The organism is Micromonospora sp. CA-249363, assembly GCF_050950185.1.
Classification (GTDB): domain Bacteria; phylum Actinomycetota; class Actinomycetes; order Mycobacteriales; family Micromonosporaceae; genus Micromonospora.
Genome location: NZ_CP192020.1, coordinates 4,668,160 through 4,693,895, shown reverse-complemented (window position 1 = coordinate 4,693,895; position 25,736 = coordinate 4,668,160). Strand labels below are relative to the sequence as shown.

Sequence of the window (25,736 nt, the reverse complement as noted above, 5' to 3'; positions counted from 1 at the left end):
GTCGCGCTCGGTGACGTCGTCGACCTGACCTCGCCGCGCGCCGTGAGGCGGGGGCGAAACGGCGTGGTGCCCATGCCCCTGGTGACCGTCGGTTGTGTCCGGCCCTTGCCGGGCCGGATGAACAGGCGGCGACGCCGAGCCGTCGAAGAACATGAGCAGTTTTTCGGCGTAGTGGTGAGGGTGGGACCATGGCCTTCGACGGCTGTAAGCAGATCCGGATGTACTTTTCCGGGCCGAAGGTGTTGGTGGTCACCGGCGCCCTGACGCAGCAGGCGAATCCGGGGCCGTTGCGGGCGGTGGAGGAGGCGATCGCGCCGGGCGACGCGCAACTCATGGTCCTGGCCGAGGCGGACGCGGCGACGAGTGTGGCGCCCGCCTTCCTCGCCGGTCAGGCGTGGCGGGACCGCCTGGTGGTGCTGCCCTGGGATCTCGTCGATGCCGGCGCCGCTGTGATCGCGCCGGTTGACGCCGAACATGTCGTCGACCGCCTCGGCACCCAGATCCAGCTGCCGGCCGGGCGTGTCAGTCCGAGCGCCGAGCACGTTCAGCAGGGCCGGTTCGTGCCGGTCGACGCCTCGGGTCGGGAGACGCCGATCGCGGCTGCCGTGTCGGTGCGCGTGTTGCCGTGGCCGCACGTGGCGGCCCGGGCGGCGATCCGGGACGCGGCGGCGCTCGCCACCGGACCTCTTCCGCCCTCTCCCGCCCGACTGAAGGGCTTCCTCGCCGATCTCGGCTGGCTCGGTGTCCGACTGCCAGGGCGGGCACCGGCCGCGGCTCAACTCGCCGCCGCTTACCTGGCCCGGTACGGTGTGCCGGCCGGCTTCGACGCCACCACGCTGACGTCATCGCCGATGCCGGTGACCGAAGCGGCCCTGCACGAGTTGGTGGGTGGCGAGCCGGTGGTCGCCGACGCGGCCCGGACGCTGCTCGCGTTGACCGGTCATCCGGGTGCCACCGCGCTGGTGTCGTACGTGCCGGCACCGGGCCGGCCGCGGGAGAGCGCGTTGGTCGCCTCGGACGCGGACGGCCTGTGGTGGTACGACCCGGCGACGGCCGAGGCCGACGTGCCGCAACGATACGCACCGGCGGTCGACCGGCTGCGCACCGCCTACCTGGGCGGCGACGACACCCGGATCCTGCTGATCGACAGCGACGGCCGGGTCAGCGCACCCGAGGATCTGGTCCCGCTGCCCGCGCCGGTGGACCCGGCGTCCCCTGTGGACGCCGCGCCGCCGGTGCTCGCCCCGACGACCGCGACGCCTGAGCCGCCGGTTGCCGAGACGCCTGCGCCGGTGGTTGCCGCCGCCCCGGCGGTCGCGACGCTTCCGCCGGTCCAGGTCTACACGGTGCGGACTCCGGGTGACGCGCTGAGCGACGCCGTCCGCGCGTTGACCACGGTGCCGAAGGACTACTTCGACTGGTTGGCGCCGGTCCTCGAACACGTCCGGGCCGAGGGTCCCTCTCCGCGGTCGCTGCACTCCGCGCTGGTGGGCTTCGCGGCGGACGTCCTGCCGGCGGATGTCCTGCCGATGCACGCGGACGACGCGTTGGCCACCCTGATCCGGCTGGCCCATGACGAGGACGGCAGATATCCGCTGCCGGTCCTGCTGCACCTGCTCGAAAAGGCGGCCGCGCGGCCGATCCCGACCGACCTGGCAGCCTGGCACACGCTGCTGAACGAGCTCGCGGACGAGATGCCGTCGGCCCTGGCGGACCGTCTGGGTGAGCCGGAGGCGGTCGCCGCGGTGGCCGATCTGATCCTCGCCGGCTGGGGATCTCCCGACCGTGTCCCGGCGGAGAGTCTTGCCGCCGCGCTCGCGGTGCCGCCCAGCCAGTTGGCACCGGTGCGGCAGGTAATGGCCGCTCACCGGGGCGGCCTCGACGACCTCGTCGGTGCCATCAGGGAACGGTTGGGCGACCTGAACGACGTCGCTCCCGGCCTGGCCGAGCCGTCGACGGCGCTCGCCTTCCTGTCCGACCGTGGCCTGAGCCTCGACGACGTCGGCGACCCGATCACCGCGCGTACCGAACTGGCGCACTGGCTGGCGGAATCCCTGGGAGTTCCGCTGGCGCTCGCCGAGAGCCTGGCCGCACAGCCCTGGTTCACCCTTTCCGACCTGGAGGACGATCTCGTCCACCTGGGCGGGCCGGACGGACCGTCCCGAGACGCCCTGAGAGCAGGCGCGGACCAACTCGGTGTGAGTTGGATCTGGTTGGCGGGTCACCGTCTGAGCACCGGCGACCTGACCACGAACTGGGCCGCCGCCGCGCGCCGCTCAGGTGTGAACTATCCCGGCCGACTCTTCCGGCTGCTGTCCGACCTGCGTGTCGGCGTCGACGACATCGAGCTGGCCTGGCCCGACGACGCGACCCGGAGCACGCTGCTCACGCCGCTGAACCGACCGGCGGACGACCGGTCGGTGGTCGCGTCGATGCTGGCGACCCTCGTCCGGGACGATCGGTTGCCGCGGCCGCGGACGTCCCCACTGAAAGCCCACATCGTCGCGGCGGTGGACACGGGCGGCGGCTTGTCCGGGGAACTGTCCGCCGTCACCCCGGGAGGGCGCGACGTCGAGCTGTCCCTGTCGTCCGCCCAGGTGTACGACCGGCTTGTCGAGGCGCGTGCCGACCTTGACGCGCGGACGACAGATCTGTCCACTGTCTACCGCGAACTCGCGCAGGCGCAGGCGCGGCGCGCCGCCGTGACTGTCGAGCTGGCCGACCGGCAGGGGCAGCGGGCGGATCTCGACACCCGGATCCGGCGGCTCACCGAGGTACGGCGTGGATGGGCCGCCGAGCTGCCCGGTCTCGAACAGGCGCTGGACGAGGCGACAGCGAACGCGAACGACGCCCGGCAGCAGGTCGCGGACGTCCAGGAACGGATCCGGGCCACCGCCGGGGCCACCGAGGACCTTCAGGCCCGACTGCCGGATCTCCGCGCGGCCGTCGCGACGGCCCGGGCGGCCCTCGAAGCCGCCCCCGCCGACCGTCGCGCCTTGACTGACGCCGAAAGCGCTGTGACGTCCGCCGAGCACACCCTCGACAACCTCGCCATCGAGGCCCGACGGCTGGAGAACACCCGGGTCCGGCAGCAGCGGGAGGCGGATCGACACGCGGCGGAGCGGGGTGAGGCCGACGCCCGTGCGGAGATGACCCGTAGCCGGATCGAGATCGCCGAGGGTCGGCTAGGGGTCCTGGCGGACCGGCGGGCCGACCTGGACACCCGCATCCGGGACCTGACCATCGACGAGCGCCGGCACGCCGCAACGGCCGCCGAGGCGCAGCCCCGGCTGGCCAGCGCTCGCGACATCTCCCACGCGCAGCGGACGACAGTCGGAGAATGGGAGGAACGGCGCAACCGGCAAGCCGACCTGACCGACCTCAGGGACCCCCGCGTCATCGTTCCGGTGAACAGTCGGATCGTGGTGACGCAGGGCACCGCCGACCGGGTCGAACGACTGGCCGTCAACACCCTCAAGAACTACTGGGCCGAACACCCGGACATCTCGGCCACCCAGCGGGCCGCGATCGAGCAGGAGGTACGCACCCACGCCGGTCAGGACGCACTGAGGCGGCTAGCCACCACGGCTACGCCCGACGGCCAGGCGTACGTCATCGGCGACGGTTCGAGCGCGGTCCGGGTCACTTTCAGGGTGGAGCTGAAGCGGCCCTTGAACGAGCCGGCCGGGCGCGAGATCAGCGAGTTGGAGGGGCAGAGCCGAGAGGAGCGCTCCGTCGGGGCGACCTCCCGGTACACGGCGCGCAACAACCGGGACCTCGCCCCCTCGCTCGGCACTCTGGGCGGCCTTGGTAAACGTTTCTCATCCCTGGCGGCGGCTCTGGGCGCGGCCCGGGCCCTGGCCGGGGGTGGGAACATCACTGTGACGTGGAACCAGTCGACCCGGACCATGTCGGTCGCCGACCGCAGCGTCCAGTCGTTCATGCTCCGGCTGCGCGAACCGCACTACCCGCACCCGTACGACGCAACGTGGACGGTGCGGGTCGCACCCGCCGGCAACACGCTCGACGACGACACCGGCGTACGCACCAGCTATCCGCTCACCACGGCGGAGCCGGTGGAGATCTGGATCCCGGAGCACATCGCCCGGCCTCGGGGACCGATCGAGAGTCTTCCCGAAACGGCCGTCGAGCAGCGGGACGCGCTCGCCCAGGACCGGCTGGTCCTCCTGGACGGCCTGCACAATCCGGGTGCCATCGAACGCGAGTTGCGCCGGCGCATACCCGTCCTGGACCAGCTCGACCCGGACGGGCAGCGAGCCCTGCTCGATCTGCTGGACCAGTCCACCATCAGGGGCGCCCACGAGGCCCACCGTGCCTCCGGCCTGCTGTCCGAGCTCCTGACCGACCGGAACGGCGAGCCCGTCGGGCACCTGCGGCTGTGGATTCGCCCGGTGCCGCGTCGAACGTTGACCGTCGCGCCCAAAGCCCGCATGGAGGCCTACCGCACCGACGGGTCCGGGCTGTCCGGTACGGCGGCGCTGCGCAACGGTGTCGACATCGGCTTCAGCGGGGGTGCGAACCTGGTGCCGGCCAGCCTACCGAGGACGTCGACCTACGGCGCCTACAGCTTCGCGACCCCGTTGTTCCGGCTCAGCGGGGCCACCGGTGCGACGCACTCGATGGCGGCCGGCGGCTCGTCCGCCGTGCTGAAGGGCTGGGAGAGCGGCACCGACGAGAAGGGGGTGATGTATCCGAACCAGGTTCAGGAAGCCGACGTCGAGATCACCGCCCACCTCATGGATCTGAGCGATAGCGCCCCGGTCGTCTGGACCGGCCACGCCCAGGACGGGGAAGGCGGTCGGGTGCGGCGTATCCCGCTGCACCTCGGCCCGGCGGACGACCGGCTGCATCCGCCGGCCGCTGTCGAGCACGGCGGGACCGGCAGCATTGGCCACACCGAGATGTCCAACCTGGTCGTGGACAACCCGGCCATCGACCGGCAGGTCCTGGACCAACTCGTGGCCGAGGGGTTCGTCGCGATGGGCGCGAACGCCACCAAACAGCAACTGAAGAACTACCGCGAGTTCCTGCGGGTCACCGAGACCGGGTACCGGGAGAACCACTGGGCGGAGCTCGATGGGCACGGAACCTGGCCGACCTTCGAACGGCGTAACCCGAACACCGGGACTGTCGACCGCATTACCGTACGGTGGACGACGGCGACGCTCGACGGCCTACCGGCGACGCACGAGGGTGCCAGCCGGACCGGGAAGATCTTCGCCGGATCGGAGGGTCAGGTCAGCCTAACCAGCACGGGAATCGTAGACGGGTCGGTCGGGCTTCGGGGCGGGGTGGACGTCACCATCGGCGCCCACAACTCGTCGCTTCCGGCGGTGATCGCCAGCCTCGGTCCGGGGCATGGCGAGGGCGGCCACCGTCGAACCGGCGAGCGCGGCGCCTCGTTCGACAGTCAGACGATCATCGAGTCGCCGGCCGGCGTCAACCACGCCTTCCGGGTCAAGCGGTCGCTGACGGCGCGGATGTACCGGGAGGACAGCGACGAACCGTTCTGGACCTCCGAGCGCGATCCGGACGGCGTCCGGGCCAACCAGCCCGACCTCACCGCCCGGGCCTGGGTGCCGGAGCTTGTCGTCCGGCACGGCGAGATCGCCCCACCTCCGCCGCCGTACGTCATCCGCGAGGTCACCGACAGCGATCGGGCCGGCCTGAGCCGGCGGGCCGACCAGTTCTTCGGCTCGTTCACCGCGGCAGTCGGGGTGGCCGGCTCGCCGGCGCTCAACGATCTCTTCCAGCGCCTGGCCGTCGACGTCTTCGGTCGGCCCAAGTCCCGGCTCTGGAGCACGGTGACGGCGCCCAGCCCGGCCGCGTACGGCTCCCGCTCGGCTGATGCCCGGCGGGCCTTCCTGAAACCGGCAGCGCTGCTGGTGAACAGGGACGCGATGCTGAACCACGCGTACGTGACGGAAAACCAGATCGAGACTGGCGCTGCCTCCCAGTCGCACGGCGCGATGCAGCTGCAGGCGTACGTCGGCAGGCCGCGTTTCGTGCCGGCGCGCGCCGGCGGACCCGAGCCGGCCGGGTATTTCGAGTTCACCGGCGGAGTCCACGAGGGACACGCGGGATCCCGCACCGTGCGGTGGATGGCCCAGGCGGACGGTGGGTGGCAGCTCGTCTTCCTCCCCAGCGACGACACGATCTTCAACACGACGTACGGCGGTCGCGGGACGGCTGGTTGGTCGCGCACCCGGTCTGAGAACCAGGACGCGACGGACGGACGGACCCTGACGTACGACGGGCCCTACTACGCCGTCTCGGTTCCGCTGACCTTTGTCGGCCGGATGGACGGCGGCTTCCACAATCTGGGCACCACGCTCGTCGAGCTGGCGGCGAACCTGTCCAGCTCGGCCGAGGCGGCAGTGGACGTCCCGGACGCGATCGAGGCGTACCTTAACTTCGCCGAGCTCACCGACCTGTGGCGGGCGATGCGGGCGATCGGCGGGGACGGCCCGGTGATCGAGAATCTGCCGGCCGTCCTGGAGGCCCGGCTCGACGCGGCAGCCGAGCAGGCCGAGCGGGACACCGTGATGCGTCTCGCCCACCGATACCCCGTCAACGATCCCACGGTGCGCTTCGCGCCGCGCCGGATCGTCGAACGTCGCGGCCTCGGCGAGTCCGTCGTGACAGGGTTCAAGGAGAGCGGCCGGGTCGAACCACCGGCCGTTGCCGGCCGGTCGCTGATTCCTCGGCTGCGGGCGTGGCTGACGCCGAACCCGGCCGGCGTCGAGCCGGTTTGGCCCGACTTGGAGATGGGGGAAGGGGATCCTTCGACCCTCGCAGCCGCCGGTCTTCCCGAGGTGGTGCCGACCGAACACCGGGCGTTGTTCGACGCCGGCGTGCGCTCGGCCGAGGCGCAGGTCCCGGGTATCACCCGGCCGGGCTCGCGCACGTACGCGGGGGTGGTCTGGACCTACCTGGCCAACATCGTCAAACCGCACGTGATCAATTCGGCGATGAGCCGGTACTTCTCCGCCGGTGTCGGTAGCACCCACACGAGGCTGCTGTCGGCCACCTTCACCGCCACCAAGGATGGCGGCACGATCAGCGGCCGGGTGGAGTTGTACGCCAGGCCGGCTCCCGGATTCGAGACCGTCGAACAGACCCGCAAGCTCTTCGGCCGGATCCCGCAGGAGGGCGACGCCGGCACGGAGACACACGCGGTGCTCGGACAGGGCGAGGGCCAAGAGAGCGCCCGCAGTTGGGCACAGGGAGGCGCCTCCGGGGGGACCGTACTGGCCCCGAGCCAGAGCGAGGACGTCCGCTGGGAGGTGGTCAACGCCTCGGTCCGTGGGATCTCGGGCCGGAACCAGGCGAAGGGCGAGAACAAGAGTTCGGGCGATCGGCACACCACCCGGAACTCCGCCACCCACGTCGACATCCCGGTGCCCGTCCAACTGGCCGTCCGGGTGGTCTTCGACCCGTCGAAAGACCTGGTCAACTGGATTGGCCCGACCATTCGTCGGACGCTCACGGGTGTGTCCGACAACCCTTTCACCTGGGTCGACGGTGACGCCCACGTGAGGGTGGCGGAACAGGACACCACGAAGGCCCCGATTCGGGCGCAAGCGCCGGACTGGTATCACGAGGCTCGGGCCGACATCGACGAGACCGTCCTGCGGGACGCGGTCGCGGACCTGCTGCCCTACACCTCCCTGCCGGAGTTCGACCGGATGAGCTTTTTCAACGCCCAGGATGTCCTCGTCGCTGTCACCAAGCAGGTGCTGCCGACGATCGCCGCCGACAGCGACGGGGCGGAGGACATCCAGCAGTACTTCGCCGGCACGACCGGTGAGATCAACGCGCACCGGCTGCTCGGTTCGACCGAAGGGGCGGAACGCGAGTTCACTATTGGTAGTGCCAAGAATCCCTTCGAGTACTCCGGCACCGTCCTGGTCGAGCCGATCGCGGCAACCCGGTGGGCGCCCTCCACCGACCAGGTCGAGGGCGACGACCAGCCGTACGTCATCGGGCACAACGGGAAGGCCGTGCTCGAACGCTTCAAGACCCGTGCGGCGGCGTACACGCAGAGCCAGGGCGCAACCCAGAACCTGCTGGGTAACGTCTCCGGCGGCTCCAACCGCTGGCTCAGTCGCGACCAGATCGGCGAGGAGTACAAGAACGCACCGGGCAATATCAGCACCCTCGGGTACAACCCGCTGAACGTGACGATGACCGGTGGCGACCCGCTCCAGTCGACCACCGACCGTAACCCGTCCGGCCACCTCGGCGAACGGATGCCGGGGTTGCACAAAAGCTCGGACGGCACGCCCAACCTGCTGGTCAACCGGGTCGTCCTGCTCAGGGTCACCGGGCAGACCCGGTCCCGGCTACGCGGCCTCACCACCTGGAGTGAGCCGGTCAGCCTGGTCCGGTACGTGCTGGGCACGGTCGAGGACCTGGTCAACCAGAACGACCTCGGCGAAGCCGACGACTCTCCGACCGCCGGAACCGGCGTTGTGGCCACCGGGACGTCGACGTCTCCGGCGACGACCCAGTCCGGTCTGCCCGGCGCCGACCCGATCGTCATGATGGCCTTCACCGAGGCCACCGGGCTTAATCTCGAAGGGCTCGTCCCGCAGTCGACCAGCGGTGCCAGGAATGCCATGGCGGATGCCCAGCGGCGCTTCCTCCGCTGGGCTGACATGCGCTCCGCCGAGCTGGAGGCGCTCAGCGCGACCGACGGCACTGTCGAGGCTCTCCTGGCCCACCTACGTGAGCCGATCGATATGGGGACCAGCCAGCCGCGCAACACGCTGCTCACCTACCTGCTCGAGTACGACCAACTTCGGGGTCACCTGACCGCGGCGGGCATCCGCAGTCACCCGGTGCAGGAATTGGTGCGGGGGACGTCGGCGCAGCGGTGGCTCGAGGAGGAGCAGGTATCTGAGGACGCGGCCGAACAGATCGCCTTCGGTCTCGTTCTCGATCTGCCTGGCGCCGAGCAGTTCGTGGCCCTGGCCGACGTGCTCGACCTGTTGCCCGCCGACCTCATGACGCAGATCAATGGGCAGATCGAGCAGCTCGGCCGGGCACACCTGGAGCCGTTGTACGCGCTGACCCGCGACCTCGCCCTGCGCCCGGACACGATCGTCCGCGGGGTCGGTGACCTGCTTTCCGGCCTCGACGGCGACGTCGTGGCCGGACTGCGCGGTCGGTTGGCCGACGCGGGGGTCCGCACCGACGCGGACCTGTCGGCCGTGATCGAACTGACAGCCCGGATCGCCCCGTCCACTGCCGAAAAACGGGATGCCTTCCGGGCGAAGCTCGGCCGCCTGGCCGGGCGCCACGTTTCGCCGACCCTGCTGAACCTGGCACCCACGGACCTGGTCAATCGGTCCCTGGACAACCTGAAGGCGCAGGAGCATAAAGCGCCATCCGTGGTCGCCGAGGAACTCGGCCTCGCCGGCATCCGCGACCTGCGGATCGTCGCGGAAGAGCTGAACGTTCTGCCCTCTGACCTCATTTACCTCAAGAACGAGGTAGAACACGAGCCGATGTTCGCCGGTCTCCTCAAGACGCCGCCACCGGGGTACGACGCGGCGCAGGGGCCGGTTGCCGGCGCTACCGCCAGGCGGTTCGCCAGGTACGTCGTGGAGACGCTCGCCAATGCCGGTGTGGAAGAGCCCCGCACGTGGCTGCGGGCCTCTGTGGCTCTCGGCTTCGGCGTCCACGAGCTGCTGACCCCGACGCCACGCGACGACGTGGGCTGGCTCCTCATGGATCTGCTGGGCGGTGTGCGGCCGGGCGACCTGACGCCCACGCTGGCCCAGCTGGTGCCGGCCCGGCGGCCACCAACCGAGGCCCTATCCGCGCACGACGTCGCGTCCACCGAGCGCCTGAACCGTACGGCGTACCTGCTGGGTCTGCCAGACGACGTGGACTTCGTCGCGACGGTGGCCGCCGGACTCGGGGTGACACCGGGCGAACTCGGCGTCTTCCGGGAGGTGTTCCGCTCCAACGCCGCCGCCCCGCTTCCCCAACGGGCCGATGCCCCGCAGTTGGCGGCGGCGATCAGGTCGTTCCTCGGCGTCGAAACCGAGGACGCGGCCGCCCAACAGTTGCGCTTGTTCGCCCGAGGACCGGGCCGAGCCGGCTACTCCCTCGCCCAGATGCACCGCATCGCCGCGACGCCCTTCGACGACGGCGAACGAGAGGCTTTCCGTAAACACGTCGGCACCGCCGCGACCTACGTCCACTGGATCGACAGTCACGTGGGCGAACACGACCTGCGCGCCCAGTGGCGGAATGCCCGACCGTTCAACATGTTCCTTCAGCACCTCGTGGGCTTCGACCGAATCGCCGACACCATCGCGGAGCGGCCTGACGCCGCGGCCGCCGAGGCCCTTCATCTCGCCGAACAGGCGATCGAGACCGCCAACGAGCAGGTTCACCGGCCGTCGGTTGCCCGCCATGAGCCCGACCTGCCCTGGGACCAACTGCACCGTGACATCAAGCGGCTGAGAGAACTCGACGGCGTGGTGCCCCGGACGGACACGGTGGCCGTGTACGGCTCCGGGCTCAGCGTCGCGATTACTGCGCTCCGTATAGCAGTCAGCTCGGACAACACCCATGTCGCCTGGCTCGCCGAGAAGGCACGCAAGATCGCCGCCGCATTGTCCGAGGCGGTGGCGGAGCTTCCGCGAAGCCAGCAGGACCCGATCCCGGCGGAGTGGGACCGACACGCCCGAGCGGTGCTGGCGTCGACCGATGGTCCGGCGACAGCGACCACCGACCTGGCGGCCGACGTCGACCTGGTGCTCGCGCACTGGTGGCTGAGCAAGCTCGACGTGCCGGCCGCCAAGCCGCAGGCGATCCTCCGCACCCCCGACAGCTACCGCTACGCCGCCTTCCTGCGCCACGCCGTCGAGCACGACCTGCCGTCGGGCCAGGTTCGATACATCAACGAGGTCGCGGACGGCCTCGGCTCGCTGGCCGTCGCGGGCGTGCTCGCGCAGGTTGCGCCCGACCTGATGCCAGGAGGCATCGGCGCCCAGGAACGCAGCAAGATGATCGAGGAACACCTGACCTCGCTGCCAATTCCTGGCACCCTCAACCCGTACGCCCGCCTCATGCTCCTGGCCGACCTCGGCATGACGGTCGACGGCCCCACGCAGGCCGGCCTGGCAGAGGCCGCTGATCAGTGGCTGGCCGGCACGCTCGGGATCACGGTTGATGACGTGGTAGAGCTGCGGCAGCGTGATTTGAGTAAGCAGTGGGTGAAGTTTAACGATGCGCTGCGCGTCGATCTCGCACGCCGGGAGCCGAACGGAGGTTGGCTGTCGGTCGATCTGAAACGCCAGGCGGCGCGTCTCGGCATCAGCGAACTCGAGCTGGCGGGCCACAGTGTGCTGACCGGACTGGTGCCACATACCTTGGCCGTTGATGCGGCCAGGGCCGGCATCAACGACCCGGCGAGGCTGTTCCGCCTGGCCGTCGAGCTCCGGGTCGGCCATCAGGAGCTTCACGCCGAGCTGCGCCGGGCCACCGTCCGGGACGCCCTCAACCACGGGGCGAACCGGGCGTCGGCGGTGGCGGCGGCGAGAGCCTTGATTAAACCGGAGGCGGTCACGCCGCAACGGTGGATGAGTGATCTGGTTCGGCTCGCTGTCAACGAAGGCGCTGTGCCGAGGGACATCATCAAGATGGCCCGGCAGGCAGGGCTGTACCCGGCCGCGTTCGTGGAAACCTTTACCCGGATCAGGGCGTTGCCCGGGCCGGCCGCCAAGGCCGAGCGTGGTGCGATAGTCGCATTCATCGAGTCGGTGCCGGACGGAGGCACCGACCGGAGCCCAGCCGAGATCGCCGACGCCTTCGGCGCATGGGCGGATCAGCTGGCCACGATCGGCGTCGGGCCGAACTTGATCGCAGAGGCCCACGAGCAGCTCCGGTCGGTCGGGCGGACCCTCGGCACCATCGAGACCGACGTTGACGCGCGGGCGGCCCGGGACCTCGCCTTCGGCTTGCTCCTCAGCGAGTCCCCGGAGAATTTGACGAAAGAACTTAACGAGCCGTCGGTCGGCGGAGACCTGCGGCAAGAGCTCGAATACGTCCGGTTGCTCACCGAATTTATGGCGCTGGCAGGACGTAGCACCGAGCCGATCGTCGCGCAGGGCCCGCCTCGGGGAGCGACGGTGACCGTCACGCTGAAAGCCCAGCGGGCCCAGGAGTTGCACAGCCGCTTTCGGCGACGTCAGGAGATCGAATTCGCCGACGCGTCCGACCCCGAGCTGCGCACGATGTCCATCAGTTTCGATGGCGGCTGGGCCGGACTCGCCGCAGTGCTCCCGTTCCTGCCCGCACACGAACTACACGGGACAGTATCGATCACGGTGCCGGACCCGGCGCTCAAGCTGACCGTCGAGGGATTCGGCCGGCTGTCCCAGACCGAAACCTCGGCGATGATCATCGCAGCCGGGATGGGGTCGCGCGCACCGCGCGCCCTGGAGGCTCTCGGCTGGCAAGTGAGCACCGCGCCATCGGGCCTGCTCCAACTGCACCCGCCGCACGAGGATTTCGTGCCGTCGGCCGCCTCGTTCGGGGTCTTTCCCGGCGAAAAGACGCGTCGCGTGGCCATGCTGGCCGCGACGATGACGGCCGACCGGCTGCGCCCTCCACTGCACTGGTGGGCCCGGCAGGCCACCACGAATTGGCTGCGGAGCGGGCTACCCACGTCGTCACTCGGTGACGAACTGCCCGATGCGGTGCTGGAGAGCGCGCGCCGGCAGGGCCGCTCGTTGCCGCCGGGCGTGACCGACGTGACCGCGTTGATGGCGCACACGGCTCAGGACCTGGCTCGACGGAGGACGGCGTACGGCGAACTTCGTGATCGGGATGCCGCCACGCTGTACGTCAGCATGCTCGACGATGCCACCGCGGCTGACCTGGCCCGCGTCGTCGAGCTCCCACAGGAGACGTTCGCCAACCCCGCCGCCACCCGCGACGCGCTCACCGAGGCGTTCCGGACCCGTTCGGACATGCTCCGCCGTAAAGTCCGGCAGAACGCGCCAGTAACCGACCCGGACCTGGCCAGGTTGCTGACCGCTCTCGTCGAGACCGAGTCGTTCAGCGCCGTCGACCTGATCGGCGAGGCGCTGCCGGCGCCCAACCTGCGGCGCAGACTTCCTCGTGACCTGGTCGAGCGGCTCGTCGGCACCGCGTTGGACGTCAACCTCATGGTGCTGTCTCCAGACGGTCACGTCGTCCGGCAGACGCGGCCCGGGGGGGCTCGGACGCTCGTCATCGGCGAGACACCCAGCGAAGACCGACACTTCTACGAGGTTTACGGGCGGCCCCTCAACGACGTCCTGGTGCACATGGCGCCGTCGATCCCGATGGCGTCTCTGGGGTTCCGCCACTTCGTACCCGAGGTTCGGGACGGACTGCGCGCGGTGCTGTTGGTGTTGAAGCACAGCGGTCTCCGCGGCAGCGATCAGCCGTTGCGGGACGGGCTGACCCGGGTCGCAAACGAGGGCGATGCCACTGCCGGTTCGGCGACCGGCATGCGCGACCACCTCGATCAGCAGATCGACTCCCTGTGGTCCCTGCTGGCGATGGACTCGCAGGTCGGCCTACAGACGATCCGCGAGGAGTTCCACAACCTCTTCCTGTTCATCGATCAGCTCTATCAAGATGGTGTTGACGTCCTCGCGCCGGTTGGTGTCCGCAGCCACCCGGTGGCCGATCTGACGCGGGCCGCCGAGGCGCAGGCCGAGGCGCGCCGATGGCTGGTGAACGATCGCGTCCCGGAGGCGTCGGCCGAGTGGATCGCGTTCGGCTTGGCCCTCGACCGGCCCGGCGTTGAACAGTTCACGGCGCTGGCCCGGGTGCTCGGCCTCGACCGGGTCGATTTGACGCGGCAGCTCACCGAGCAGACCGCGCGCCTCGGACTGCCGGATCCGCAGCCGCTGTACGCGGCTACCCGCGACCTCGCCCTCAACCCCGTGACGATCGCCGACGGGGTCGGCGATCTCCTGCCTGGGCTGGACCGCGACGCCGTCGTGCCCGAGCTGCGCGACCGTCTCGCTGGCGCCGGCGTCCGTACCGATGCGGATCTGCACGCGGTGATTCGGCTGACCGCGCGATTGCAGCCGGCGGACCGGACCGACGTCCGGTCGATGCTGGGCGATCTGCGGGCGCGTTACGTGCCGGCGGTCCTGCTCGATCTCGTGCGAGACGACCTGTTCGAGCGGACCGCTTGGAACTACAAGCGGGCTCGGTCGTTGGAGCACGCCCAGCTTGCCGAACATCTCCTCCTGCCCGGCGAGGAGGCGGTGCGGGCCGCAGCGGACGCGTTGGGGGTGCGGTCCGGCGATTTGGCGTATCTGATCGACGGTTGGATGCTCCCGACGTCGATCACCGAGCAGCACACCGACAGGGCAGGCAGGGAGTTCGCCGACCGCGTGCTCGACAACCTGGCCGATGCCGGTATCCAGAATCCGCTGATGTGGTTGCGCGCCAGCGTTGTGCTCGGTTTCGACGTCCACGAACTGCTGGCTTCGGCGTCGCGGGAAATCGTCGGACGGCACCTCTCGGATCTGCTGGGCAAGGTCCAGCCGGGCGACGTGATGGATACGTTGGACTGGCTGGTGCCCGATTCCCTGACCCCGGTCGCGGCCCCACCCGATTACCGCGACGCGGATGTGCCCGCCTACAGGGACGTGCCGGCTGACGGGCTGGCGCGCACGATGTACCTTCTTGGCCTGTCCGACGAGAGCCGACCCGCTGTCGTCGAAGTGGCCGACCGGCTCGGCGTGCTGCCGGACGAACTGGGCGCGTTCCGTGAGGTGTTCCGCATCAACGAGGCCATGACGGTCGAGCACCGGGCCAACCCCGTCGAGTTGGCGTCCGCGATCAAGTCCTTCCTCGCCAGAGATACGCCGTATGGGTTTATTCGCCCGGGCGAGGCCAGGCTGGTGCTGGCGTACTGGTGGATCCGCCGGCTCGAGCTGAATCTCCTACCCAATCACGACCGTCCGGAGACGTTGCTCAACAGTGGCAACGGCGAGGGTCTCCGGTACGCCGAGTTCTTGCATCTTGCGGTCGAGCGAGACTTCACTCCGTCCCATGTCCGCGCGATCAACTCGGTGGCGGCCGCACTGCACGTGCTCGCCGATGCGCGCATGCTGCTGCGGGTGGTGCCCGACCTGGAAGTCGCCGAGTTCGACCCTGGAGACAAGTACGAAGAGATCAGGAGTGCCCTGGACCGACTTCCGCTGCCCGACACGGCCAGAAACGTGCGGCTCGCGTTCCTGGCGGACAACGGTTTGACGATAGAGGCATTGGCGCGGGACGGGCTGCGCGAGGACGGCTACCGGTGGACGGCTATCGGGCTGGGCGTCACCGCTTTCATGGTGGACCGCCACCCCTCGCCGTCAGCGCAGTCGAACCGGGTGGAACAGATCGAATCATTGCGCGCCTATCACGAACGTCGGGCTCCGAACGCGGGCTGGAGCATCGCCGATATCCGCCGGCTGGCTATGAGGCTCGGTATCAGTGAGTACGTGCTGCGCGGCCACAGCGTCCTGATCGGCGAACTGCCCACCAAACTTGATCAATTCGCCGCGGCGCACGGCATCGTCGACCCACCGCGGTTGCTCCTGCTGGCCGCGCGGCATCAGGTCGACCACCGGGAGCTGGCCGGTGAACTGCGCCGGGCGGACGTCCGCGCCGCCCTCAACAATGGGACGAGTCGCGCGGCGGCCGTAGAGCACGCCGCCACGTTGGTGGCGCCGGGCGCCCTCGCGCCACGGCGGTGGCTGGTTGATCTGCTCTTGTTCTCGGCCCGGGCAAGGTGGCACATCGACATCGTCAACCTGGCCGAGCGGGCCACGTTGTCCCCGTCCGCGCTCGTTCTCACCGCGAGCGTGGCCAATCGTCTGCTGATAAGGATGCCGGAGCACGCTCGACGGGACTTGCTGGACGCGATCGTCGTGTTCATCGAATCGGTGCCGTCGATGCGGACATCCGGTGACACCCCGGAGAGGATCGCTGCGGCCTTCAGCACGTGGGCAGAGCAACTCGACGGGTTCGGCATCCCGCTGAACAGGATCGTGTACATCCACAATCGCCTGCGACCCATCAATCGGAGCCTCGGCACCATCGAGAACGACATCGATGCGCGGGAATCCTCCGACCTGGCCGACGGCCGGCAGTACGGCAGCTCACCCGACGCACTGGCACGGGAGCTGGACAAGAGCGTGTGGGATAACAACCACAGGCAGCTCACCCGGGTGCGGTCGACTATCGATGCGATGACGCTGGCCGGGCGCGTCGTCGATCCAGCCGTTTCCCAGCCTGCTCCCGCGAGGACCAGGGTGGAGGTCACCCTGACGACCGAGCGCGGCAGACAACTCCGTGAGGACTTCCGCACCCAGAACCACATCCGAATCGCTGCCCCGACCAGGCGCGGTCCGTACACGATGACCATTGACCTACGCGGCGGCTGGCGTCCGCTCGAGGAGGCCCTGCCGTACCTGAAGCCGGGCGACGTGCTCGGCGACGCGCAGATCGTCATCGCGGCCTCATCGTCTGGCGTCCGTGGAAACCGCAAGGTCGCCGTCGAGGGATTCGGCGACCTGTCCCTCACCGAGGTGAAAGCCTTGGTGTGGGCTGTCCGCGCGGCGCAGGACGGGCGCACCGACGCCCTGCGGGCCCTCGGCCGGGAACCGGTCTATACCGGGCACCGGACGATGCGGCTGCCAGCACCGACCGGTGCTTTCGAACCCTCGCCTGCTCACTTCGATGCCTTCTCGGACCCGAACACCCGCCTCGCCGCCATGCTGGCCGCGACGATGACCGCTCATCGTCTGCGACCACCGGCGCCGTGGTGGGTCCGGCAGGCGAATTGGCAGGTCACGCCGACGACGACGTCCGGCGGCGAGGTTGCCGAGGCGATTGTGGAGAGCGCTCGCCGGCAGAAGCGCTCGCTGCCGGTAGGGATGACCAGCCCTGCCACGCTGATGGCGCACGTTGCCGACCAGATGAGGATCCGAAGGGTTGCGTTCGCCGCTCAGCTCCGCGACCAGGATGCCGGCGCGCTGTACGTCGGGATGCTTGACGACGACACGGTGCGAGATCTGGCCCGGGTGACGAACCAGGTCTCCGACGAGGCCCTGTCGAGCTCAGCCGCTGTCCGCACGGCACTGATCGCCGCGTTCAACGCTCGTACCGACGGCTTCCTCGGGGATATGCGCAACCGGGCGTCGGTGGCCGACCCGGATCGGGCCGGACTGCTCGCCGTCATCGCGGCGACCGGGCCGTTCGGCGCCGTCGACTTGGTCGCCCACGCCCTCATCCGACCGGGACTGCGTCGCCTGCTTCCGCCGGCGCTCGTCGAAAAGGTGGTCAGCACGGTCCTCGACGTCAATTTGCTGGTCCTTTCCGCCGACGGCCGCTATCTCCGGCAGTCGCGGCCCAACCAGCCCCGCACGCTGGTCATCGCCGAAGGCCCGGCCGGCGCGCCCGGCACGTTCCAGGCGGTAGGCCCGGGGCCACTGTCTCTCCAGGTGCATGTGGCGTTGTCGGTTCCGGTGCCGTCTTTGGGGTTTCGGCATTTTGTGCCGGGGGATCGTGATGGTTTGTCGGCGATGTTGTTGGTGTTGGAGCATGGTGTTCGGCGGGGTGGTGAGCGGTCGGCGGGGGGTGGGCTGATCGGGGGTGGCGTTGTTGGTGATGTGGTGGCTGGTTTGCGGGATGGTTTCCGTGAGCAGGTCGGCCTTTTGCGGCGGTTGTTTGATATGGGTTCGTCGGTTGATGTGCGGACGATTCGTGAGGCGTTCCACGATCTTTTCTTGTTGGTGGATCAGGTTTATCAGGAGGGTTTCGACGTCGTCGCGTTGGATGTGGTCGTGGCGTCTGATGGTGTCGAGGTCGTGGTGCCTGATGGTGCCGAGTGGGTGGCGTCGAATGATGTCGATTCGGTGGCGTCGAATGATGTCGATTCGGTGGTGTCGAATGATGTCGACGTGGTGGTGGATGGTGTGCGTGGTCATCCGGTTGCTCGTTTGGCGCGGTTTGCGGATGCGTATCGGTGGTTGGTGAGTGATGGTGTGCCGGAGGCGTCGGCTTTGTGGATTGCGGTTGATTTGGGTCTTGATCGGCCGGGTGTTGAGCAGTTCACGGCGGTGGCTCGGGTGCTTGGTGTTGATCGGGTGGAGTTGGCGGGGCGGCTTTCTGAGGAGGCTGAGAGTTCGGGGCTGGTGGATCCGCAGCCGGTGTATGTGGCTGCTCGTGATCGTGCCCTGGCGGTGGAGTTCGGTGGTGTGGTGCCGGGCGGCGTGGTGGGGTTGCGGGCTGCGGTGGCGTCGTTGACGGTGGCGGGTTTGGGTGTGGGGGGGTCGTTGCGGGCTGGGTTGTTGCGGGCTGCGGCGATGGGGGATGCGGTGGGTGTGGGCCTTGACGGGTTGGATCGTCTGGGTCGGTGGGTGGATCGGTTGCGGTCGCGTTTGGGTGTGGTGGGCCCGGATGAGATGGCGGGGGTGCGGGAGGAGTTCCGTTCCCTGCTGGTGTCGGTGGATGAGGTGTTTCGCCGGGGTGGGGCGTTGGTCGGTGTGAAGGCGCCGGGTGTGGCGGTGTTGACCGGTGGTGTGCATGCCGATGCGGAGTTGGCGTCGGTGCGGTGGTTGCGGGGTGTGGGGTTGTCGCAGGTGGCTGCGGAGCGGGTGGCGGCTGCGGGGGTGGTGGATCGGGTCGCGGTGGATCGGGTCAGGTCGGGGTTGGGTTTGGACGCTGCTGGTGTGCGGCGGTTGGTGGGGTTGTCGGAGGTGTTGGGTGGGGTGCCGGTGGTGGGGTCGGCGCCGGCGTATGCGGTGGCGCGGGATTTGGGGTTGCATCCGGAGCAGGTGGTGGCTGCTGTGGGTGATGTGTTGGATCGGGTCGCTGGGGACAGCGCGGTGGTGGATCCGTCTGGGGTGGCGTGGGTTGATCGTGTGGTGGCGGCGTTGGCGGGGGAGGGGGTGCGTGATCGGTTTGATTTGAGTGATGTGGTGCGGTTGGCGTCGGGGTTGGGGTTGGACGCTGGTGAGCGGGCGCAGTTGCATCGGTTGCGTGGTGATGGTGTGCCGTTGGCGCGGGTGCCGGGTGAGTTGGCGCTGTTGAGTGTGTGGGCGAGTCAGGAGCGTCATTCGCTGTCTGTCGCGCAGATGGCGTCGGGGTTGGGTCTGACGGGTTCGGGTGCGGTGGAGTCGGCGGCGCGGGTGTTGGGGGTGGCGCCGTTCGATGTGTTCTTTGTGGTGTCGCGGTGGCCGGGGTTGGTCGCGGATCTGCACGTGCGGGAGGTGGATGACGGTCTGCCGGTTGAGGACCGGGTGTTGGCGGTGCGTCGGCAGGGTGAGGTGTTCGGCAAGGCGTTGCGTGATCGTCTGGTCACGGAGTATGGGTTCGATGAGCCGTTGATCGGTGAGTGGTTGCGTAACAGTTCCCGGCTCGGGTTCTTCGTTCAGCAGTTGGGTCATCTGTTCAATTCGCAGGATGTGAGTGAGCAGCGGTTCGCGGTGCGGTTGGTGGCGGCGGCGTTGCCGCACGTGCGGCCGGAACGGGTGCGGGAATGGGTGTTCGGGTGGCCGGCGGCGCCGGCGCCGGAAGCGGTCGTCGCGGGATGGGAACGCCTGTGGAAGCAATCCGAGTATCAGCGCGCCAGGGTATCGGTCACCGCGGACCGGATCGGGCTCGGCGAGAATGGCGCCGACCGGCTGTGGGAACTGGCCCGACGAACGGGTGTGCTGCCCGACGCGCACGACGTGGTCCACACGGCCTACCTCGCTGACGGCGCTGATCCAGCGTATGTGGCCGAACTCGCGATCGGCCTGCGCGTCGACGTGTCGCTCCTCCGACCCCTGCTGCCGTTGCTGGCCCGAGTCACAACCCTCGACGAGCGGTACCGGCCATCCACCGACCAACTGAACCACGCTATCCGGAAATTCCTGGCGGGCTACGACGACCGGAGATTGGAAGCGCTGCTCTGGGTCGGCGCCCAAGGCAACGGACCCAACGGCCTCCTCCTCCTCACCGAACTACGCCACCTAGCGAAAAAAAGCGACAACCTGGACCCAGCTTCTTGGCAGAGGGTAAAGAGTTTCGCGCTAGTAGGTAAAGTTAGTAGAGCGGTAACAGGCAGTTTCAACACCATCGATCAGGCGCTTCCAAAGAAAAGTCCTGTCCGCAAAGTCCTCTTGTTGGCGGTGCGGGTGGCCTCGTCCGTTAGCCAGTTCACGTATGACGATCCCGAGAATCGGATCACGGCGACGCGCGATGCCGGACAGGCGGCTCTGGATATTCATCGGTTGGCTCTGGAGCTTCATCGATCGGCCGATCTCGGCAGCGACCAGGCGGACACGGTGCGGGACCGGCTGCGCCGCGTGGATGGGGACGCCATCCCGGCCAACTCGATCGTGGGCCGAGACTTCGGGCTGGCCATCGACGCTCTCCGCCTGGCTGCGGACGGCGTGCTGCGGGCCACGGAGAGCCTGGACCGACCGCTCAAGATCCTGACCCGACACTTCACCGATGGGCTTCTCGAGATGGCCCAACATCTGGGTCATACGCTGGCCGCCATCCTGGAGAGCCTGGATGGGGCGACTGCGTCCGAGTGGGCGTCCCTCATCGAAACTGAGCTGTCAATCCGCACGGGGCTGCCCGACGAGCTGCTCGACGAACGGCCGGCGACGGAGCATCGGCACGCAATCAGCGATCCGGACTGGCTGCTTGCGCTCGACGTGGCCGAGCGTCTGGGACATCCGATAGCCGAGGTCGATTTCGACCAGTTGCGCCCCGCAGCCGCAGACCTGCTGGCGGCGCTGGATCTTGGCCAGCGTAGAAACCTTCCGATCGCCGAGCTGCTCAACGGCATACCCCGGGACGCCGGCTGGCTGGCCGGCTTCGTCGAGGCGGTGAACGAGTTCCGCGATGACGTGATCGATGAATCGGCGCTGAAGAGCATAGCGGTCGCCGCCGGCAAGACCGATATCCGTCCGGCGCGGCTGATGCGAATGGCGCGGACACTCTGGGAGTCCGGGAACGCGCCAATTGTGCACGACGTGAAGAATTTCAGTTCTTACGTCGCTGATCAGCTTGGGGCGTTGGGTCAGTGGTTCCCGGCAAAGCTGAGCCGCCGGGGCGCGTTTATGAGTGATTTCGGGTTGACGTTCGGGGATCTCGGCGATTCGGTTCGTATGCGAGCGGCGGCGGAGGTGTGGTATTCGGCGGTGTTGGGGGTGAGCGGGCGGCTTTTGAATGATGTGTTGGGTCGGTCTTGGTTTGAGTTGGGGTCGTGGCTCGCGGTTGTGGAGGGTTTGCGGGCGGAGTTTGAGGAGCGGGATCCGGGGGGTGGTTGGGATGTGGTGAACCTGCGGCGGGTGGGTGCGTTGTTGGGGGATCTGAGTGAGGAGTGGGTGAGGGGTTTCAGTTTGGTGGTGGGTCGGGTGCCGGTGGTTGAGGATGTGCGGCGGGTGGCTGCGCAGTGGGGGGTGAAGCGGCCTGGTCGGTTGTTGATGGTGGCGTCGTTGCTGCGGACCGCTGTTGACGATTTCGGGTCGGCGTGGCGTGGTGAGTCGCAGGATCTGCCGGGTCTGTTGTCGGTGTTGAACACCGAGGCGGACGCGTCGACAGCGGTGTCGGATGTTGCCAATGCGTTAGTCGGGGCTGGTTGGCGGGCGCCGGTGTATTCGGGGGTGCCGGAGCTGGTGGCGCGGGTGGCGGTGAACGCGGGGCGGGTTCCGTCGGATTTGTCGCAGTTGGCGTATTCGGCTGAGCGGACGCAGGTTGATCTGTTGGCGGCGGCGGATCAGGCGTTCGGGCTGTCCGGGCTTAGGCGGCTGGAGGGTATGCGGGCGGAGCTTGAGCGGCGCCAGCCTGGGGCTGGTTGGGATGTGGAAAACCTGCGGCGGGTGGGTGTGTCGTTGGGGGGTCTCAGTGCGGAGTGGGTGACGAGTTTCAGCCTCGACGCGGGGCGGGTGCCGGTGGTCGCGCATGTGCGGGAGGTGGCTGCGCGGTGGGGGGTGGAGCAGGCCGGTCGGTTGTTGGTGGTGTCGTCGTTGTTGCGGACTCCTGATAGCGATTTCGCGTTGGTGTGGGCTGGTGAGTCGCAGGATGTGCGGGGCCTGTTGTCGGTGTTGGACACCGAGGTGGACCTGTTGACGGCGGTGTCGGATGTTCTCGACGCGCTGGGCCTGGTTGATTGGCAGGCGCCGGGTAATGCGGGGGTGCCGCGTCTGGCTGCTCAAGTGAAAGCGGCGGTGGGCGCTAAGTGGATTCCGTCGGATCTGCGGCAGTCGGCGGATACCGCTGTGGGGGGGCAGGTTGACCTGGTGGCGGCGCGGGAGGTTTTCGGGTTGCCCGGGGTTGCTGCTCTGGGTGATCCGCGGTTGCTGAACGTATATGTGCGTTCGGTGGTGCAGCCTGCCGATGTGTCGCCGAAGGTGTATCTCGCGGCCGAGCGGGGTCCGGCGCAGCAGTTGGCCCGTGAGGCGGTGGACTGGGCTGACGGCCTGCGGGCGCGGTATGGGATCCGGCCGGAGCAGATCTGGGCGTTGCAGGAGCGCAGTTATCAGACCAGGCACAGGAACCTGGCGGTCCTGAACGAGCCGACCGAGGCCGCCCGCGAACTTCTCGACGACTGGCTCTCCGCCGAGTCCCTGTCCTATCTCAACCAACGGTTCGACCGGATCATTAACGGATCCTCAAACGACGCCGAGTTGCTGGAGAACATCCAGCAACTGTCCGACCGGGTAGCCGCGGCTGGTCGCACGACGTTTCCTCTCCTGACAAGGGTCCAATTCCAGGGCAACGTGACAGTCGAGGCTGTCCTTCAGGCGCGCGGAGCCGAGCCTATCGACCTTATCCGAGACATTCCTCAGGCCGATGTGACTCGGACAGGCGGTCGCATGTTCAGGGTGACCTTCCGCCTGGACGGCGAACAACCGAAGTGGTTAGCCCTTGAAGAGCTGCTGGGGGTGCTCGCTGGAGACGGCCTCAACATCGTTAGCCTCGTGGTAGACGCGGGTCTAACCCGGGTGCGGGTAAACGACGACCTCATCCACCACTTTATCCACCTGGACAGGGCTGCCCACCAGCTACTACTACTGGCGCTGGCGGACGACGACCCGCAGCCCCGCCTGGCCGTCCTCGGTTGGAGCCGGAGCGAGCACGCTGTTCCGTTGCTGCGACGCACGCCGGAAACGGCTGGTAGGACTGCGGCGGACTTCGCCGTGTTCCCGGAAGATCGGCTACGCGCGCTGGCGATGCTGACCACGGCCAGTATCCGGCGAACCGCTTTGGCTCAGGAAGCCGAAGCCGCTCGGAACGACACACCGACTCCTGTCCCGAGCCCTGTCCCGAGCCAGGTGCCGGTCGCGGCTTCGGACAGCGACCCATCGCACACAGCGGAAATTGTGCTCGTGCCGCCTGCGCTGTCCCGGCTGGTTGGTGAGGCGGTAGCAATCGGGCCGGATGCGTTGGCCGTGGCGGTGCTGGCCGCCGCCCGGCTGCAGGGCGTTGCGTTGCCGGCTGGGGTCAGCGACGTCGGAAGTCTGTGGCGACATGTGGCAACCCGGGTTCGGGAGGCAGTCGTTGAGCCGCTATCGCAGTCCAAAATATTGGGGGCAATCGTGTCCCTGCTGGACCTCGACGCTCGGGAGGGGCTTACTGCAGCCGGTGAGTTGTGGAATCCACACGTGAATGAACCTGACATAATGTTCTTGGTGTATGCGCTGGAGAACGAGGGCCAGTATTCGGCAGGGGGTTTGCTGCGGCGGCTAATAAACGACGGGCTGTCGCCCAGGCAGTTGTATGAGGTGATGTTGGCTGATTCTCGGTTGCGGGTGTTGTTGTCGGCGGAGGTGGTGGTTCCGGCTGTTGGTTTTGGGTTGGGTGTTCGGTTGGTGGTGGTGGGTGCGGGTGAGTCGGCTGGGGTGGCGGTTGGTCCGGCCGGTGCGCCGTTGTTGTTTGTTGGTGCGCTTGAGGGTGGGGGTTTCGGGGCGTTTGTGGATCCGCCGCCGGCTTATGGTGATGTCGTTGGGGATGGCGATGTCCTGGTGCATGTGGCGTTGTCGGCACAGGTTGCCGGGCCGCCCGTCGTCGAGGCGCCAGCGGATCGGATCGAGATGTCCCGGGTCGCCGCCGGCATCCGCAGCGACCTCACCCAGGGCTTCGGCCGCACCCTGGAGACGCGGCTGGCCCAGCACCCCGACACGCTGGCACTGGTGGAGAACCTGCGCACAGGCGCCGCTGAACTCCAGAGCGCGCTGCTGGGCAAGGGGAACCTGCCGTCGGCCGCTGTCGGGGACATGTACCAGAACCTGCTCCGTACCCTCGACCAGACGCTCGGCGTCGTGCGCGCCCAGGTGCCGGACATGGCGGCGGCACTGCCGACGGTGGCCAGTGTGGTCGCCGCTTGGAGGTCGGAGCCGGTCGACCACACCGTCCGTAAGCCGGGCCAGGCCGCCTGGATGCGCGGGCGGCTCACCATGATCGGCACGGAGGAGTCGTGGTCGTCCGCCGAGCGGCTGGTGACCGCGGTGTCCGACCTCGCGGCGGCGGCCGGCCGGCCGGTGACGCTGATCCGCGGTGAGAGTCTGCCCCAGCCGGCCGGGCCAGCCCCGTCGACCCGGGCCGAACCGGCCTGGGAAGGCGCCGAACTGCGGGCGCTGACCAGCCTGCTGTCTCGCTACGGCGACCCGGCACGCGACGCCGTCGACCTGACCACGCTCGGGTCGGTGTTGGCCGCGAGTCCGGTTCCGCCGGTGGTGGTCACCACCGGTGGGTCGGCCGCGCTGGCCACGCTTCTGCGCCGTCAGGGTGTCGTGCAGATCGTCCGGGTGCCCGCCGACCTTGGTTCGACCTGGCAGGTGATCGCCCCGGACGTCGCTGAGCCGGTGCTCGAGGCTGAGCAGTTGACCGGTGATCTCTTCGCTCGGGCGGGGGAGATTGCGGTGCGGCCGGCCGGGACGCCACCGGAGGTGCTCGGCGGCTGGCTCGCGCAGCCGAGCTGGGCCGCCGCCGGTGACTACCTCGCCGAGCACCTGAGTGAGTTGCGTGAGCCGGAGGTGAAGGCCGCACTGGACACGATGCGGGTGGCTGACCCGGACAACCGCGAGTTGGCCGCGTACCAGGTCGTGCTGGACGCGGCCGAGCGTTTCGGTGGCGTGGGCGATGAGGTGCTGGAGCGTTGGCGGCCGGCGGCGACGAGCAACGAGCTGGGCGTGGACCACGTGGCCGTTGCTCCGCCTCCCGGTCCGGTTGCACCCCGGTTCCTCACCGAGTTCCTCGACGACATGGGCTCCTACGATCTGCGGCGCGGTTGGAACGACACGTTGCTCAGGCTGCTCTACTCCGGGCAGTTGAGCAGCCTAGCCGTGGTCGCGCTGAGTCGGGCGCTCGTCGCGGCTGACAGTGAGACGTCGACAGTGGACCGCGGCGCGACGAACACCAGGGTGTTCACCGCCGTCGCCGCGGTGCTGGCGATGACCCCACAGGAGGCGCGGGAGCACTGGGCCGAGCCCGCCGGCCCGTTCAAGCTGGCCGAGTCACTGCTGCAGACCTGCGTGGTGACGCCTACCGACCGGTGGTTGTGGGTGCTGCGGATCGCCGGTTTGCGGGACCTGTTGGCCGCCGACGGACGGCCCGGTGTCTTCGGGCCGGAGCAGGCCGACCCGCACCGGAGACTGCTCGACCTGCTCGCCACCACCCTGTCCAACTGCGTCTGA

Annotated in this window: 1 protein-coding gene; it reads left to right on the top strand. The window is 68.7% G+C overall.

Annotated elements, in window-relative coordinates:
* Positions 1-188: 188 nt before the first annotated feature.
* Entirely contained in the window at positions 189-25,736 is a 25,548-nt protein-coding gene (locus ACQPZK_RS20880; RefSeq protein ID WP_433534625.1) for a hypothetical protein, read from the top strand.

What these genes read in the sequence shown, in the direction of transcription:
- ACQPZK_RS20880 (WP_433534625.1), top strand. Translation starts at nt 189, where the DNA reads ATGGCCTTCGACGGCTGTAAGCAGATCCGGATGTACTTTTCCGGGCCG.